This is a genomic window from Actinomyces sp. oral taxon 169, from assembly GCF_013394715.1.
Lineage (GTDB): Bacteria > Actinomycetota > Actinomycetes > Actinomycetales > Actinomycetaceae > Actinomyces.
In genome coordinates this window covers 2636454-2651718 of record NZ_CP058259.1, presented here as the reverse complement: position 1 = coordinate 2651718, position 15265 = coordinate 2636454, and the positions used below count along the sequence as shown (strand labels likewise).

Annotated in this window: 9 protein-coding genes, 1 tRNA gene and 1 pseudogene; 5 read left to right on the top strand and 6 right to left on the bottom strand. The window is 69.8% G+C overall.

The features are described 5' to 3' along the window. Window positions 1–264 precede the first annotated feature (264 nt). From HW274_RS11165 to HW274_RS11145, 5 genes and pseudogenes are all read right to left on the bottom strand, one after another. Window positions 265–1485: pseudogene (locus HW274_RS11165) on the bottom strand (IS110 family transposase). Between the two features lie 253 nt (window positions 1486–1738). Beyond that, window positions 1739–3052 (bottom strand): hypothetical protein, encoded by a 1314-nt coding sequence (locus tag HW274_RS11160; protein ID WP_075254897.1) that lies wholly within the window; start codon window positions 3050–3052, stop codon window positions 1739–1741. Between the two features lie 114 nt (window positions 3053–3166). Continuing rightward, the gene (locus tag HW274_RS11155; RefSeq protein ID WP_075254898.1) at window positions 3167–3826 is read right to left on the bottom strand and encodes a YveK family protein; all 660 of its coding nucleotides are present in this window, start codon (window positions 3824–3826) and stop codon (window positions 3167–3169) included. Window positions 3827–4068: 242 nt separating this feature from the next. Beyond that, window positions 4069–4851: a TetR/AcrR family transcriptional regulator gene (locus HW274_RS11150; RefSeq protein WP_185988819.1), complete on the bottom strand. Its 783-nt coding sequence runs from the start codon at window positions 4849–4851 to the stop codon at window positions 4069–4071. 4 nt (window positions 4852–4855) lie between these two features. Beyond that, window positions 4856–6076 carry an acyltransferase gene (locus tag HW274_RS11145; RefSeq protein WP_075254900.1) on the bottom strand — a complete coding sequence of 407 codons (1221 nt, stop codon included), beginning with the start codon at window positions 6074–6076 and terminating at the stop codon, window positions 4856–4858. A 220-nt stretch (window positions 6077–6296) separates the two neighbouring features. On the opposite strand from HW274_RS11145, the gene HW274_RS11140 reads away from it, so the two are divergent. From HW274_RS11140 to HW274_RS11125, 4 genes are all read left to right on the top strand, one after another. Then, a tRNA-Gln gene (locus HW274_RS11140) sits at window positions 6297–6368 on the top strand. Window positions 6369–6560: 192 nt separating this feature from the next. Continuing rightward, a complete protein-coding gene (locus HW274_RS11135) occupies window positions 6561–7553 on the top strand; it encodes a bifunctional N-acetylglucosamine-1-phosphate uridyltransferase/glucosamine-1-phosphate acetyltransferase (protein ID WP_144020845.1) in 993 nt (330 codons plus the stop codon). A 146-nt stretch (window positions 7554–7699) separates the two neighbouring features. Beyond that, entirely contained in the window at window positions 7700–8692 is a 993-nt protein-coding gene (locus tag HW274_RS11130; protein WP_075254901.1) for a ribose-phosphate diphosphokinase, read from the top strand. Between the two features lie 417 nt (window positions 8693–9109). Next, window positions 9110–11020 carry a hypothetical protein gene (locus tag HW274_RS11125; protein WP_075254902.1) on the top strand — a complete coding sequence of 637 codons (1911 nt, stop codon included), beginning with the start codon at window positions 9110–9112 and terminating at the stop codon, window positions 11018–11020. 113 nt (window positions 11021–11133) lie between these two features. Here the strand turns inward: HW274_RS11125 and HW274_RS11120 are convergent, their stop codons facing one another. After that, entirely contained in the window at window positions 11134–13377 is a 2244-nt protein-coding gene (locus HW274_RS11120) for a chain-length determining protein (RefSeq protein ID WP_260679075.1), read from the bottom strand. 513 nt (window positions 13378–13890) lie between these two features. On the opposite strand from HW274_RS11120, the gene HW274_RS11115 reads away from it, so the two are divergent. Beyond that, window positions 13891–15264 carry a hypothetical protein gene (locus HW274_RS11115; protein ID WP_185988817.1) on the top strand — a complete coding sequence of 458 codons (1374 nt, stop codon included), beginning with the start codon at window positions 13891–13893 and terminating at the stop codon, window positions 15262–15264. The last annotated feature ends 1 nt before the right edge of the window (window position 15265 follow it).

Genomic DNA, 15265 nt, shown 5'->3' with positions numbered 1-15265 from the left:
AAGCACCCGGAGCACTATGAAAACCCACCAAAACCCTCTCACACCACCAATAGTGAGCAAACACCCACCCAAAGCCACAAGAACGTAATCATCCTGTTATCTACGACCCCGCGTCACCACCCTGACCAACGTCAGTGGCGCAGGGGCGAGCCGTGGAAACGAGGCTTGAGCCGTAGATGTGCTACAGAAGTAGCGAAAGGGCTCATTGCCCCGCCGAGTCTCAGTCTCAGCCAGGGGATCAGGGGGGTGCCCCTATGTGGTGTGTCAAGCGGCGGCAGGTAGTTTCGTGGCTGGTTGTGGGTCGTAGAGGGCTCCATCTCGGATCATGGCGTGCAGGGTCAGGATGCGGCGGTGGGCCAGGGCGAGAACGGCCTGGCCCAAGGCGGTTTGCCTTGGTCTCGTTTGCGCTGGTAGTAGGCCCGGGAGACGGGGTCGGAGCGCAGGGAGGCGAAGGCGGAGGTGAACATGGCGCGCTTGAGCCTCTTGTTGCCGCCGTGGGAGACGTGCTCGCCACGGATCGATGAGCCGGAGCGGCGTGTGACGGGAGCGAGCCCGGCGTAGGAGGCCAGCTGGGCTCCGGTATTGAAGGTCTTGCCCAGGGTCTCGGCCAGCAAGGATGGCGGCGGCCGGGACCCCTGATCCCGGGCACGTGTGGTCAGGACCTGGTAAAGAGGGTGGGCCTCCACCAGGGTCACTGGCCTAGGTGGCGACATCGGCCCGCTGAGCGTGCAGGGCGATAAGCTGCCTAGCCAGGTGGGGCAGCACCACTGCGGCGGCGTCGGTGCCGGCGACCACCACGCTCTGGCGCTCCAGGGCCGAGACGATCTGGCCGGCCCAGGTGGCGTGCCGCCTGCACCCGTGCTTCTTGAGCCTGGCGTCAATCCTTGCCTTGCCCGCTCGCTTCAGGTCGGCTGGAGTGGGCCAGGCGGCGACGGGCCTCCAGGACGGCGTCGTGCTCCAGCCAGGGCCCTACCACGGCCTCGAGGGTGGGGTGGATCTGGGTGAACGACTGGCCCCGGATCCGGTTGGCGCTCTGGTTGACCTGGCGGGCCAGGTCCAGGTCGAATCCAGTCAGCATGCTCAGCGCTGCGGCGTCCTCATCCGAGGCGTTGATGGCTCTCAGGGTGTGGGGCATGGTCCTGGCCGCGCCGGCGATGACGGCAGCGTCCTTGGCGTCGGTCTTGGCGCTGCCCGGTGTCAGGTCGGCGATGCGTCGCATCGACAGTCCGGGCAGGTAGCCCACGGTGATTCCCATGTCCTGAGCCACCGCCACGGCCAGGGCCCCGATGGTGGCAGGCTGATCGACCACCACCAGCAGGCTCCCGTGATCGGCCAGCTTCTTGTACAGAGCACGCAGGCGCTCCTCTTCGTCGGGCAGGGCCCTGTCGAAGACCTTCCGCCCGTCCCGGCTCAGGGCAGTGGCCCAGTGCTCGCTCCTTGCCGACGCCCGGTGCCGATGAAGACTGCTATGTCCTCGATATCCATCTTCGTGCCGCCTCTCGCTGCATGGGTGCAGGGCCAGCCGGTGGACGACAGGTCCCGCACCCACGCCTGCGAAAGACCTCACACACTGCGGGCCGTTCCCCTTATCAGCGGTCACCAGCGCCCGGCTGCCGCAGGTGACTTTCGCCCCCCGGATCATCTACGGACAGGGGCAAGACATCATGCCCACAGCAGCTGGCCCAGCCCCGGACCACCCGGGACCACCAACAAGGTAACGGGCGGGTCGGGCTCGAGGTCAGTCCCTGAGTGAGGTTTCGACGGCTGGGCGGCGCTCGACGTCGGGGGCGGGCTCTGATGCGGGCGCTACAGCGGAGCTGGAGAGCGCGTCCCGCGGCGGGGTGGCCGGCTCGTCGTCGGCGCCCAGCTGGGCGGCCTCGCGCAGGGGAGGTTGCAGAACGGCGGCCCCCAGCACGATCGGAAGGTAGGCGGGTAGCACCGTCCAGGGCCCCACGAAGACGTTCTGCACCACGGTCAGGGCTGCGAAGAACAGCCAGGGAGTGGCCTTGAGGCGCCCCAGGTCGCGCATCATCGCCGCCAGCGCCATTCCCGCAATGAGCAGCAGCAACAGGCCGCCCGGGATCGAGGCCGCCGCCCACATGTCCATGAGGCCCGAGTGCAGCTCGATGCGGCCGCCGAACATGAAGTTCTCGACGTAACCGTTCTCCGGGTCGTAGCCCAGGGCGGCCATCCCTTGCTTGGCCACCCACAGGTCCTCGAAACGGGGCTTGACGCCGGCTCCGTACCCCCAGGGCCGGTTCTGGAACAGTGCCCAGGAGGCTCCCAGCTCGGGGCGGGCGGACAGGAGCAGGCCCGCCGAGCTGGAGGACTGGGCGATGGTCCGGTTCTGGGCGTCCTCGCCCAGGGTCCCGGACTCCGAGGCCATGACCACCCCGACCATCGCCACGATCCCCACGACCGCCAGAACGAGGATCTGGGAGATCGCTAGGCGCCGGGGAGTGGGCACGTGCCATCGGGCCCAGGACGCCAGGGCCTGCCAGATGACCGTGCCCAGGATGATGGCCAGGAAGGCCAGGGTGGAGCGCGAGTCGGAGACGAGGAAGACGCCGCTGAGCACCAGCAGGGCCACGATCTGCACCAGCCGGCGCTGGTCGGCCACGAGGCTGAGGACCATGATCGTCACCGCCGCACCGATCCCGAACTTCCACGGGTTGGAGCTGGTCTGCAGCAGGGGCAGCGCGTCCAGGAACATGCCGAAGCCGACCGCCAGGGCTGCGCGCCTCGCGCCCAGCCGGCGGGCCCCCCACACGAAGACGGCTACCGCGCAGGGCACCGCCAGCAGGCTCAAGGTGGTGACCCGGCGGGCCCAGGCCTCGACGACGAAGCTGCTCTCGGCCAGCAGGGACATGATGTAGGCCGTGCCCGACGCCAGGATGGACAGCACGAGCAGCAGCGAGAAGCGGCGCGCCTTGCGCACGGCCGTCCAGGTGATGGGGACCGAGGCGAGTGCGACACAGTCCCCGACGCTCAGGGCTGCCGCCAGCTCGCGGCGCACACCTACGCAGACCAGCAGGACGACGGCGATCGCCATCTCCAGCCGCCGCCATGTCGTCCCCGGTTCGCGGCTCGATTCAGGATCAGCGTCCGACGGCGTCCGCGAGTCCTGGTGGGAGGTGCCCTGCGACCATGTCTGGGCCACGGCCGGTCAGGCGTCTTCCCGAGAGCGACGACGCCCGATGATGAGCAGCGGGTCCTCGACCTTGTCCTGCGGGTTCTTCTGACTCAGGAAGTACAGCAGGATCGCCACGATGGCACCGGCGGCCAGCCCGATGGCGGTCCCGATCAGCGCGGTCGACATGGCCGACAGGCTCGAGGGGGCGGAGGGGGTCGTGGGGGAGTCGACCACCTTGAGCGTCGCGGTGGTGTTTCCCGCCTGCCCCGAGCTGGACAGGTCGCGGGCCACCGAGTCCAGGGCGGTCAGCTCGGCCTCGGCGATCCTGTGGGCGCGCTGGGGATCCGTGCTGGTGGCTCGGATCTCCACCAGGGTGGTGCCGGTCTTGCTTGTCACCGAGACGGACTTGCGCAGCTCGTCCTGACTGATCCCCGTGTCCTTGGAGACCTCCGCGAAGGTGCTCTCCGAGGTCCCGATCTCCACCAGCGTCGGCATGATGGAGGTCAGGTAGTTGAAGGTGTTGGGGAGGTTGGCCTCACTGTTCTCCACACCCAGATTCGCATTGGCGGTGGAGGTGTACTGCGCCGGCGTCAACAGGCCGAAGACAGTGCCGATGATGGTGCCCAGCACAACGTGCATGACCACCAGGACTGCGTTCTTGCGCAGCGCGATGATGAGGGTTTCCGGGTCCATGGGTTCCGTTTCGGTGATTGCGGGAGCAACAGAATAGCGCGCCGTTTGGGGCGAGAGCCGGGCGCGGGAAGTGACTCACCTCCTTCCCGGGCACTTTTCAGAACTCGTCGGGTCGTTGGGGTTTGAGGATTGCTGGCACTCGCAGGACGATCGACCGATCGGGTAGTGACGAATGCGACGGGCTTCCGCCAGGTGCAGCAACACCAACGACGACGCGGGTACGAGTGACTCCGGGGCGGCGCTCAGGGCGCGTTGGAGGACTCGGTGGCGCTGTGGCGGTGGACGGAGCCCTCGGTGCGCGAGTCGGTCTCCGCCCCCGAGGCGCCCTCGGAGCCGTGTGAGTTGTCTGCAGGCCCGGAGTGGAGCGTGGGCTCGGCCTTCAGGCCGCGCAGGCCGTTCCAGGCGAGGTTGACCATGTGAGCGGCCACCTCCTCCTTGCTCATCGAGCGGTTCTCCAACCACCACTGAGCCGGCATGGCCACGATACCCACCAGCATCTGGGCGTACAACGGGGCCGTGCGCGGGTCGAGGTCGTGGGCGGCGAACTGCGAGGCGAGGATCCCGGAGACCTCGATGGCGACGTCGGCCAGCAGTGTGGAGTAGGTGCCGGCGGCGCGGTCCGAGCCGGCCGAGAGGATGCGGAAGCCGTCGGGGGAGTCCTCGATATAGGTCAGCAGGGCCAGGGCGGCCCGCTCGGCGACCCGTGAGGCCGAGCCGGAGACGTCAGGCCCTTCCGTCGCGCGCCGCCCGGTCTCCGGTGCCTCCGCGGCGCCCGCGGCCGGGTCCGCAATCGCCGAGGAGATCGCGGCTGAGATCGTCGTGATCTCCCGGTCGACGACGACGGCGTACAGGCCCTCCTTACCGCCGAAGTGCTCGTAGACCACCGGTTTGGACACCTGGGCGCGGGCCGCCACCTCCTCCACGCTTGTGGCGTCGAAGCCGCGCTCGGCGAACAGTCCGCGGGCCACGGCGATGAGCTGCTCGCGCCGCTCGCTGGCGCTCATACGGGTGCGCTTGGCCGCCATGGCCCTAGACCCCGCTGCTGCGGTCGGCCGGCCGGGCGGAGCGACGGCGCTCGGACCACTGGGCGAAGCGCGCCGAGGCCAGGGCCCCGGTGCGGCGGGCCAGCCGGTGGCTGGGGGCCTCGATGTAGCGCTGGAACAGCCAGGTCAGCGGCGCCGAGACCAACGGGGCCAGGATGAGCACCCACCACGGCGAGATTGAGTGCGTCAGCAGCCGCAGCGAGACCACGACCGGCTCGTGCACCAGATAGAGGGAGAAGGACATGAGCCCCAGGTACTGCACGGTGCGCGAGCGCAGCAGGCCGCGCAGCGCCCCGGCCCGCACCACGAGGTAGACCAGGTAGGCCGCCGCCGCCAGGGTGACCGCGTTGGCCAGACGCTGAGCCATGTGGCTCTCCATCCCCGGCCACCAGGCCAGGGTGATGAGCAGCAGGCACACCAGGGCCTGCGCCGTCGCCCAGGGGCGGGGACGCTCGGGGACCGGGGCGGGGTTGTGCCCCCAGGCCCAGCCCATCACCGCGCCGACGGTGAAGACCGGCAGGTAGCTGCCCGAGCCGGGGCTGGCGGTGATGACGGGGACCGCCAGGGCCGCCACCACCGGCAGCCAGGAGAACCGCCAGCGGGCGCACAGAGCCACCCCGAGGATCATCAGGGGCAGCACGAAGGAGAAGATCGCCTCGGCGTGCAGCGACCACAGGACGGTGTTGCGGTAGGCATGCTTGGGGATGAGCAGGTACTCCATGAGCATCTGGCGCGCCCCGAGCCCCACGGGGTGGGTGACGGTCATCCAGTGACCCAGCGCCGGATCCTCCGAGCGCGGCACGAGCAGCATCGCGATGACCGCGAAAGTGGTGGAGGCCGCCGCCGGCAGCCACAGGCGCACGAAGCGCCTCGGGCCGTAGTCGACCCAGTCGAAGCGCCGCCCCTGGGCGTGGCGGCGGGCCACCGGGTAGGTCAGGGCCACACCGGACAGGACGAAGAAGATGAGGACGGCCTCATGGCCCGCCCACAGCAGGTGGAGAGGGCTCTTGGTGAGGATCTGGTTGAGGACCCCGGTGGGTACGGTGCCGGGCCGCGCCCCGACCTCCGCCAACGCGGGGACGGTCTCCAGGGCGTGGTGGATGAGCACGACGACGGCGGCCAGCCCGCGCAGCCCGTCGAGCTCGATGAGTCGCACCGCTGCCGGCTTGCCGGAGGAGGGAGGGGGAGCGGAGGGGGAACTGGACATGCCCCCATCCTGCCCTGTCCTCCTGGCCGACCGCGAAGCCCGGGGAGTGTGGCATACGCCCCGCACAGGTGGGAGACCCGGTGCTGAACACGATTGGGACGCGACCGGGTGTGACCGGGGCGCGCTGAACCGCCGCGTAAGGTGCCGAGCGCGACCGGGACATGAGAGACTGTCCCGGCGTCTCGCCCCTCGCCGTCGGGCCCGGGTCGGGATGTGTCCTTCCGCCCTGGTGTAGCGGCAGCACGCAGGCCTTTGGAGCCTTGAGGCCCGGGTTCGAATCCTGGGGGCGGAGCGGCGTAGCATGAGCGGCGTTGGGGTTCCCTCGCTCTCACGCCCGACGGCGGTCACCCAATCGCCGGTGGGATACGCGCCAACCGTCCATCCGTACCTGATTTCAGAAACCGTTGGAGTCCGTCCCCGGCCTCCGCCCGGTCGCGGCCGGAGACGTCGGGAGCCCGGGCGCGAACCTGTGAGAAGAGGACACGTGACGCCAACCGCACCCGCCGCCGTCATCGTCATGGCCGCAGGCAAGGGAACTCGTATGCGATCGGTCACCCCCAAGGTCCTGCACCGGATCGGCGGTCGCAGCCTGTTGGACCACGCCGTTACCGCGGCCCGGGGGCTGGAGCCCCAGCACCTCGTCGTCGTTGTGCGTCACGAGCGCGACGCCGTCATCGCCCACCTCGCCGAGGTCGCCCCCGACGCCGTCCCGGCCGACCAGGACGAGGTGCCCGGCACCGGGCGGGCCGTCGCCTGCGGGCTGGCCGCCCTGCCCGAGGACCTGGATGGCCCCGTCGTCGTCACCAGCGGGGACGTCCCGCTGCTGGACACCGCCACCCTGAAGGAGCTCCTGGCTCAGCACCATGAGCGCGGGGATGCCGTCACCCTGCTGACCACCGAGCTCGAGGACCCCACCGGCTACGGGCGCGTCGTGCGTGAGGCCGACGGCACCGTCTCGGCCGTCGTCGAGCAGCGCGACGCCAGCGAGGCCCAGCGCGCCATCCGCGAGATCAACGCCGGCGTCTACGTCTTCGACGCCGCCCACCTGCGCACCGCCCTGGAGACCCTAGGCACGGACAACGATCAGGGCGAGGTCTACCTCACCGACGTCGTCGCCCACGCCCACCGGGCCGGACGGTCCACCAGCGCGCTGGTCGCCACCGACCACTGGCTCGTCGAGGGCTGCAACGACCGCGCCCAGCTCGCCGAGCTTGGCGCCGAGCTCAACCGCCGCGTCCTGGCCGACTGGATGGCCCAGGGCGTCGGCGTCGTCGACCCGGCCTCCACCTGGGTGGACGTCACCGCCGAGCTCGCCCAGGACGTCACCCTCGAGCAGGGGGTCCTCGTGCGCGGAACCACCCGGATCGGCCAGGGCGCCCGCGTGGGCGCCTACGCGATCCTCACCGACGCCGTCATCCCGGCCGGCTGCGTCGTGGCCCCCTTCAGCCAGCTCGACGCCGACGCCGCTCAGGCCTGACGCATGAGCGCAGCGCAGCTTCGGCCCCGACCGGCCCGGCCGTACGGGGCGTGCCGGACGTGCCGGCCGGAGCGATCACTGACCTTCACCTCCGTCTCCAACAGTCACATCGAGGGCCGCACCGGCCGTGAGAAGGGAACCACGTCATGACGGGCATCATTACCAAGGGTGAGAAACGGCTGGTCGTCGTCTCCGGACGCGCCCATCCCGAGCTCGCCCGAGACGTGGCCAGCGAGCTCGGCACCGAGGTGCTGTCCTCCACGGCCTACGACTTCGCCAATGGGGAGACCTACGTCCGCTTCAACGAGTCGGTGCGCGGCTGCGACGTGTTCGTCGTCCAGTCCCACGGCGACCGTGTCAACGACTGGCTCATGGAGCAGCTCATCATGGTTGACGCCCTCAAGCGCGCCTCCGCCAAGCGCATCACCGTGGTCGCCCCCTTCTTCCCCTACGCCCGTCAGGACAAGAAGCACCTGGGACGCGAGCCCATCAGCGCCCGCCTCGTGGCCGACCTCTACAAGACCGCCGGCGCCGACCGCCTCATGAGCGTGGACCTGCACACCTCCCAGGAGCAGGGCTTCTTCGACGGCCCCTGGGACCACCTGTGGGCCCAGCCGGTACTCGTGGACTACGTGCGCACCCGCGTCGACCCGGCCAACGCCGCCGTCGTCTCTCCCGACGCCGGCCGCATCCGGGTGGCCGAGCGCTGGGCCAACCAGCTCGGCGGCACCCCGCTGGCCTTCGTCCACAAGACCCGCGACGTCACCCGCCCCAACGAGTCGGTGGCCAACCGCGTCGTCGGCGACGTCGAGGGACGCTCCTGCGTCCTGGTCGATGACATGATCGACACCGGCGGCACCATCGCCAAGGCCGTCCAGGTGCTCCTGGACTCCGGGGCCAAGGACGTCATCGTCGCCGCGACCCACGGGGTGCTCTCCGGGCCGGCCGTGGACCGGCTCTCCACCTGCGGGGCCCGCGAGGTCATCGTCACCGACACCCTGCCGATCCCCGCCGGCAAGCGCTTCGAGCAGCTGACGGTTCTGCCGATCGCGCCGCTGCTGGCGCGCGCCATCAAGGCCGTCTTCGACGACGGCTCGGTGGCGGAGCTCTTCGACACCGTCGGCGTCGTCGGCGACTGAGGCCGTCGGGGCCGCTCCTCGCCGGACCCTCATGAGCCACAGCGCGCCGGCTCCGGCCGCCGCGCTCCCGCCCTCGCCGGGCCCCTTACCGGGCCCGGCGAGGGCATTTGTCATGGGGTGGGCTCCCCATGACGGCGAGTCGCGCTCGGGGTGTGCAGTAACCTTCAGATAACGATTTCGTTGCAAACCGACCTTGTGGTCACGTAGCGTGGCGCCGTCATCGAACTGTGTTCCTTTCGTTGCCTCTTCGTGTTCCGCATGGTCGGATGCGCTCCCCGAACTAACAAGCGCTACCAGTTACATTAATCGTTATCGCAGACATTCATCCGGTGACTCATGTGGGCCTCATCCGTCCCGGTACCAGCGATGATCTGTGATCCGCTTGCGCGTTGCTCGCCATATGTACCGGAGGTTCCCGTGCGCCGTCTCTCCACTGTCCCTCGTCTTGCCATCATCGTCTCCCTCCTGCCGCTCCTGCTCGCCTCGATGGTTGTCCTGACCCCCGCCGCCCCGGTGGCCACGGCTCAGGAGGCCGATGCCGACGGAGACGACCCTGGCGACGGCGGTAACAACGAGGCCGCCGCTGCCGCTGGTACCGACCCCTCCGGCCAGTCCTCCCGGGAGCCCACCTACACGGCCGCACCCCTGCCCACGGTGCAGATCGACGGCGTCGCCTGGGGGCAGCTCGTTGTCGGCGACGTGGTCTACGTCGTCGGCAACTTCAACAACGCCCGTCCGGCCGGGGCCCGTGCCGGACAGCAAGAGGTCCCGCGCTCCAACATCCTGGCCTACGACCTCAACACCGGGAAGCTCATCGAGGACTTCGCCCCCGCCCTCAACGGCGCGGGACGAAGCCTGGCCCTCTCCGAGGACGGCAAGACCCTCTACGTCGCCGGGGAGTTCGACAAGGTCGACAACGAGTGGCACAGCCGTTTGGCCGCCTTCGACATCTCCCACGGGCACGGCACCCTCATCTCCTCATTCCAGCCCGTGTTCAGCACCACCGTCAAGGACATCGCGGTGGCCGGAGACACCCTCTACGTCGGGGGCTACTTCACCACGGTGAACAAACAGAAGCGGAGCCGCCTGGCCGCCCTCAAGGCCTCCACCGGTGAGCTCCTGGACTGGACCGCCTCCGCCGAGGGCCCCAACGCCCAGGTCTACGCGATCGAGGTCTCCCCGGACCATTCCAAGGTCGTCATCGGCGGATCCTTCTCCACGGTCAACGGCTCGAGCAAGCCCGGATACGGGATGGCGCTGCTGAGCGCCTCCACCGGTGAGGTGCTGCCCATGCCGGTCAACGACACCGTGCGCACGGCCGGTGAGAAGGCCGCCATTTTCGACATCGCCGTCGACGAGGACGGTTTCTACGGCACCGCCTACTCCGCCGTCGGACGCCTCGACGAGGCCAACCTCGAAGGCAGCTTCAAGGCCGACTGGAACGGTAACCTGATCTGGCTCGAGCCCTGCCACGGGGACACCTACGGGATCGCCCCCACCAAGGACACCGTCTACACGGTGGGGCACGCCCACTCCTGCGAGACCATCTACGGGTTCCCCAACATGCCTGAGGTACGCAAGGACGGTCAGCACCCCCTGTACGTGCGGGCCATGGCCTTCACAAACAGCCCCGACATCACCATCCGCCACCAGGGGGTGGCCGACGGGTACCAGGACTGGTCGACCTCGGGTCTCAAGAGCCCCACGATCATCGGCTGGTACCCGGACCTGGAGGCGGGGAAGTTCACGAAGACGTCCCAGGCCGCCTACAAGGTCGACGTCACCGACTCCTACATCCTCATGGTGGGCGAGTTCATCGAGGCCGATGGCAAGGTCCAGCAGGGGATCGTGCGCTATCCCAAGCGCGCGGGCCAGCCCACGCTGCCCCCCGAGGGCAAGGCCGAGACCCTGGCCGCCAAGGCGGAGGTGACGACCTCGGGCTCAGTGAGGGTGGGGTTCAACGCCACCTGGGACCGCGACGACCCGACCCTGACCTACAGCCTCTACCGGGATGACGAAACCGCGCCGGTGGCCACCGAGAAGATCAGCGACACCCGCTGGGCCCTCAAGAGCCACAGCCTGGAGGACACCACCTGCTCGCCCGGCGATCATACCTACCGCCTGGTGGTCTCCGACCCCAGCGGCAACACCATCACCGCCCAGATCCCGAGTCTCACGGTCCCTAAGACGGCGCAGAACAACAAGGAGAAGGACAAGAAGGCCAAGCCCGCCGCTGAGGCGAAGGACGCCGCCAAGAACGCGGACCAGGGCTGCAACCAGCAGGCTGCCGACGAGGACCAGGCTGCCGATGAGGAGGACGACAACTGAGCGCTCCGGCCCGGCGGGTCCTGGCCTGTAGCGGCTCGGTGAGTACATGAAGGGCGGGTCCGATGCTTCGAGCATCGGACCCGCCCTGGATGACGCTGGTGCTGGCAGCCGGCTTACCAGGAGCGGCGCGTCGGTTGCCTGCGGCGACCGGCCGAGGCCGCAGAGGCAGCCGAGGCGGAGGCCGTGTGCCGGGCCGAGGAGGCCGACGACGCCGAAGCCATCTGCTGGCCGGGCTGGATCGACGGCGGCGGAGGCGGAGGCGGGGCGTCCGGCCGATCAGGACTGCGGTGGCGTCCACCGGTTGACGCCGACACCGGCGTGAGATGGTGGGTCTGCTCGATGGAGGACTCCTCGGACAGCGGCGTCACGAGAGTCAGCCGCGGCTTGGACATCCGCCGGCGTCGAGCCAGGGTCTGCCGGCGCGAGGGCGCCTGCTGACGCATCGACGTCGAAGGGGAGGGGGAGTCGGTCTCGGAGGCCGAGTCCTGCGTGCGCACCGCGACGCGCGAGACCTCGGCGGCGGCCGGGGGCTCGGGGGCCGAGGAGGTCGGTTGGGCCCGGCGTCTGCCCGTCGTCGTCGGCAGGGCGGAGGCGTCCTGCCAGCCGGCCGATGACACCGAGCGATCCGCCGAGGGCGAGGTGATGCGCCGTCGGACGGGCGTGCTCGGCGCGGAGCTCGACGTTGGCGCTGAGACGCGCCGGCGCCCGGTGGCCGGCGTGGCGGAGGCAGGGGAGCCGGCAGACGAGGTGACTGGTGCCGGGGCCGACGTCGGAGCCGGCGGGTACTGGTAGGACGGTCCCGCCGAGGGGGCGGAGGAGGCCGGGGAGGCTGAGGAGCCTGAGACGGTCTGTCCGGTGGGCAGGGCGGTGCTGCGCCGAGTGGGGCCGTCGGGTGCGCCCGGGAAACGGTGGCTCCCGGAAGTCGGGGCGGCCGTGTAGGGCTGCACAGCGATCGACGGAGAGGCCGGCACCGTTAGGTCGGCGGGGGTGGGCAGCGGAGGGGGCAACGGCGCGTGCCTGTAAGAGGCGCTGGCCTCGGAGGCCGACTGGGACGAGACGGTCCCGGCCGAGATGGTCTCGGACGAGGCGCCTGGGGCGGGCAGGTCGGCCTGCTGGCGCTGCATGGCGGAGGTGATGCCGGAGGTGAAGCTGTGTGCCGGGTCCGGGGCGGAGGGCTGGACGGAGGGCTGTGCCGAGGACTGAGCGGAGACGGAGGCCGCCGACGGTGACGACAGCGGCGCCGCGCTCATGGAGACGGGGCTCTGCGAGGCGGGGGAGTACGTCGGCATCGGGGAGGCAGGGGACGGCATCGGCGCTGGCGCGGGCACCGGCTCCTGGGCGGAGGGCACCGGCTGGGCGGCCGGGTTCGCGGAGTCGGAGATCGCGGGCATCGCGGTCGTCTGCTGGGGTGACTCGGGCGACTGCGGGGCCGGGAAGGTCGGGGCCGGTGCTGATGACGCCGTCGGCTGAGAGGCCGGTACTGGGGCCGACGTCGAGCCCGGCAGCATGGGCGCGGAAGCGGGGGACGGCATCGAGGCGGGGGCTGCCTGCGGGGCCATGGCGCCGGGGGCCGGGATGACGGAGGCCTCGGGGGAGGCCGGGACCGGAGACTGGGCCGGGAGCTGCTGATACTGGTAGGGCGGCTGTGCCTGCACCTGAGGCTGCGCGGGCGGCTGGCTCGGTCGCAGCAGGTCCGAGGTCTTCTGCCTCAGGGCGCTCAGCGTGGCCGCGGTGCGCCCGGGGCGGATCTCTGCGCCTCTGTCGGCGCCGTGGCCGCTGTCGCGCCGGTGACGGAACATCGCGTAGGAGACGGAGGCCAGAAGCCCCAGCAGCAGTCCGGAGATCGCCGCGGCCCGGGCGCCGGGTCGCTCCATGGTGGTGTTGGCCGTCGTGGCGGGCGAGGTGGTGCTCGTCGTCATGCCCAGGGCCTGCTTGCCCAGCAGCTCGCCGGAGGTGAGCTCCTTGTTGAGCGAGTCGGCCGTCGCCTGGGCCATGTCGACGGCCTTCTGCTTGCTGCCGGCCTTGGCGGTGATGGACAGGACCAGGGTCTCGGGCGGGTTGGTGACCGTCAGTGCGTCCGACAGGTCGGTGGTCTCCATGTTGAGGTTGGCTGCCGCCGGCTCGAGGACCTTCGGGCTCGTGGAGAGCTCCACGAGGGTCGGCATGAGGTCCTTGGCCTGGGTGGAGAAGGAGGGGGTCTCCTTGGACTTGGGCTGGATGCCCAGAGTCGTGGTGGCCATGGCCACCGGCGTCGTCGACAGGGCTACTCCCAGCCCGGCCAGGATGCATACGAGCAGGATGACGAGGCAGGCGACTAGGTTCCTGCGGATGGCGTGAAGGATCTGCGACGGCTGCACGCTGCTCCTCATCTGGTCTGGGGAAGATCTGGATCTGGTCGATTCCGGCGGCCCGTCGGGCACCGTGGGCCGTGTGGCCCGGCGGATGCTGAAAGGCTACGGCCCAACCCTAACTGTAAGATCACGCTCAGGTCTCGGTGACTGTAGTAGCCTTCGCTGCGCCCCCGGCTACGCCTGGAATCCTCGGACGTGGGGGAGCGGGTGATGTGGTGAGTCTTTCATTGGAATCGTGTGATGGGTGAGGGTCTTGAGGGCCCCCGTCCCCACAGTGAAGAAGACGTCGGGGTCGGCCCAATCGGGACGACGTCGACGGATTTCTTCCGGTCGGTCCTGACCTTGGTCAGGATCGGCGAGGCCCTCCCAGCATCTTCCCGGGCATTTCTCACAGCGGTTCTGTGGGGCGGCTCGGGGCCGCGCCAGCCGGCCGCCGACAAGCCACCTATCGACCACCTACCGACCACCGACTCGACCGCCGTGACATCACCGAGGTCATGACACAACAAGGGAGGAACGATGTCCTTCGTCAGGACCCTGTTCATCGTCCTCCCTATGGTGGGCGTCGCCCTGGCGGTCCTCATCTTTGTGGCCGACCGCATCCACCGCCGCCCCATCGCCGGGGCAGCACTGGTCATGGGCGCCATCGGTTTCGTGCCGGTGTGGGTGATGATCCCCTTCGAGCCCAATGTGCCTCCGGCCACCCTGGCCTGCTTCCTGGTGGTCCTCGCCCTCCTGCCCGGCTTCTCGTGGCGGCTGACCAGCGGTGACTTCATGGTCGCCACCGCCTGGTGCCTGGTGGGCCTGTCCGTCGCCGCGGGCTCGCCGCTCAACTACGTCCTGTCCGACGTCGTCTTCGGTGCCCTGCCCGCCTACCTCGCCGGACGGCTGCTCGTGGAGCGGCTCGGGCTGCGGCGAGTGGCGGAGGTCCTGGCCATCGTGTGGATCGTGGTGGCCGTGCTGGCGCTGTTCGAGGCCCTCACCACCATCAATCCCTTCAGCTACATCGCCATCGACAACAACCTCTACGAGGAGTGGGCCCCGCCCCTGGCCCGGGGCAGCTTCACCCGCGTCGAGGGGGCCTTCGGCCACCCCATCGCCCTGGGGGTGTGCCTGGCGGCCGGGATCCCGCTCATCCTGGCCGCGCGGTGGAGGCCCGGCTACCGGATCGCGGCCGGCGCCCTCGTCCTGGGGGCGACCATCCCGACCTTCTCCCGCTCGGCGATCGCCTGCGCCGTCATCGCCGTCATCCTCAGCCTCATGCAGGTGCACATCAATATCCCCGCCCTGTGGCGGATGAGCTTCCTTATGGTGCTGGTCGGTGTGGGCAGCGTGCTGCTGCCCTATGTCCTGGGCGTCTTCGACTCGGCCGGCCGCGAGCAGGAGGACTCGGCCGGCTACCGTGGCGACATCCTCGTCCTGGTGCGTCAGCTCAAGCCGCTGGGACTGTCCTCTGCCTACCAGAAAGTGGGGGACTCGGTGGCCTGGGGCGGCTACAGCTCCATCGACAACCACTTGCTCCTGACCGCGCTGCGCTTCGGGTGGATGCCTGTGGTGCTCGTCATGGTGGGGCTGTTGGTCTACGGCTTCAGGGCCGTCGTCCAGCGCTCCAACCCCGCGCAGATCGCTCTGCTCAGCCTCATCCCGGCCTACGGAACGGTCGCCTTCATCACCCAGATCGGCACCGTTGTGTGGCTCATCGCCGGCATGGCCGCCTCGGCGCAGGTCTCCGTCCTGCTGGAGAGCCGCAACAAGACCACGGGTGGGGGCGTGGGCGTCGTCGCCGGGCACGCCAACCCATGGAACCAGGTCCGCAGCGGGGACTGGGTCCGCCGGGCCTTCACCGGCCGACCGGCCCGGCCCACCGGTGGTTCCGGGACGGGGAGTCACTAGA

Coding starts and splice junctions, on each gene's coding strand:
- HW274_RS11160 (WP_075254897.1), bottom strand. CDS start 3,052: ATGGCGATCGCCGTCGTCCTGCTGGTCTGCGTAGGTGTGCGCCGCGAG.
- HW274_RS11155 (WP_075254898.1), bottom strand. CDS start 3,826: ATGGACCCGGAAACCCTCATCATCGCGCTGCGCAAGAACGCAGTCCTG.
- HW274_RS11150 (WP_185988819.1), bottom strand. CDS start 4,851: ATGGCGGCCAAGCGCACCCGTATGAGCGCCAGCGAGCGGCGCGAGCAG.
- HW274_RS11145 (WP_075254900.1), bottom strand. CDS start 6,076: ATGTCCAGTTCCCCCTCCGCTCCCCCTCCCTCCTCCGGCAAGCCGGCA.
- HW274_RS11130 (WP_075254901.1), top strand. CDS start 7,700: ATGACGGGCATCATTACCAAGGGTGAGAAACGGCTGGTCGTCGTCTCC.
- HW274_RS11115 (WP_185988817.1), top strand. CDS start 13,891: ATGTCCTTCGTCAGGACCCTGTTCATCGTCCTCCCTATGGTGGGCGTC.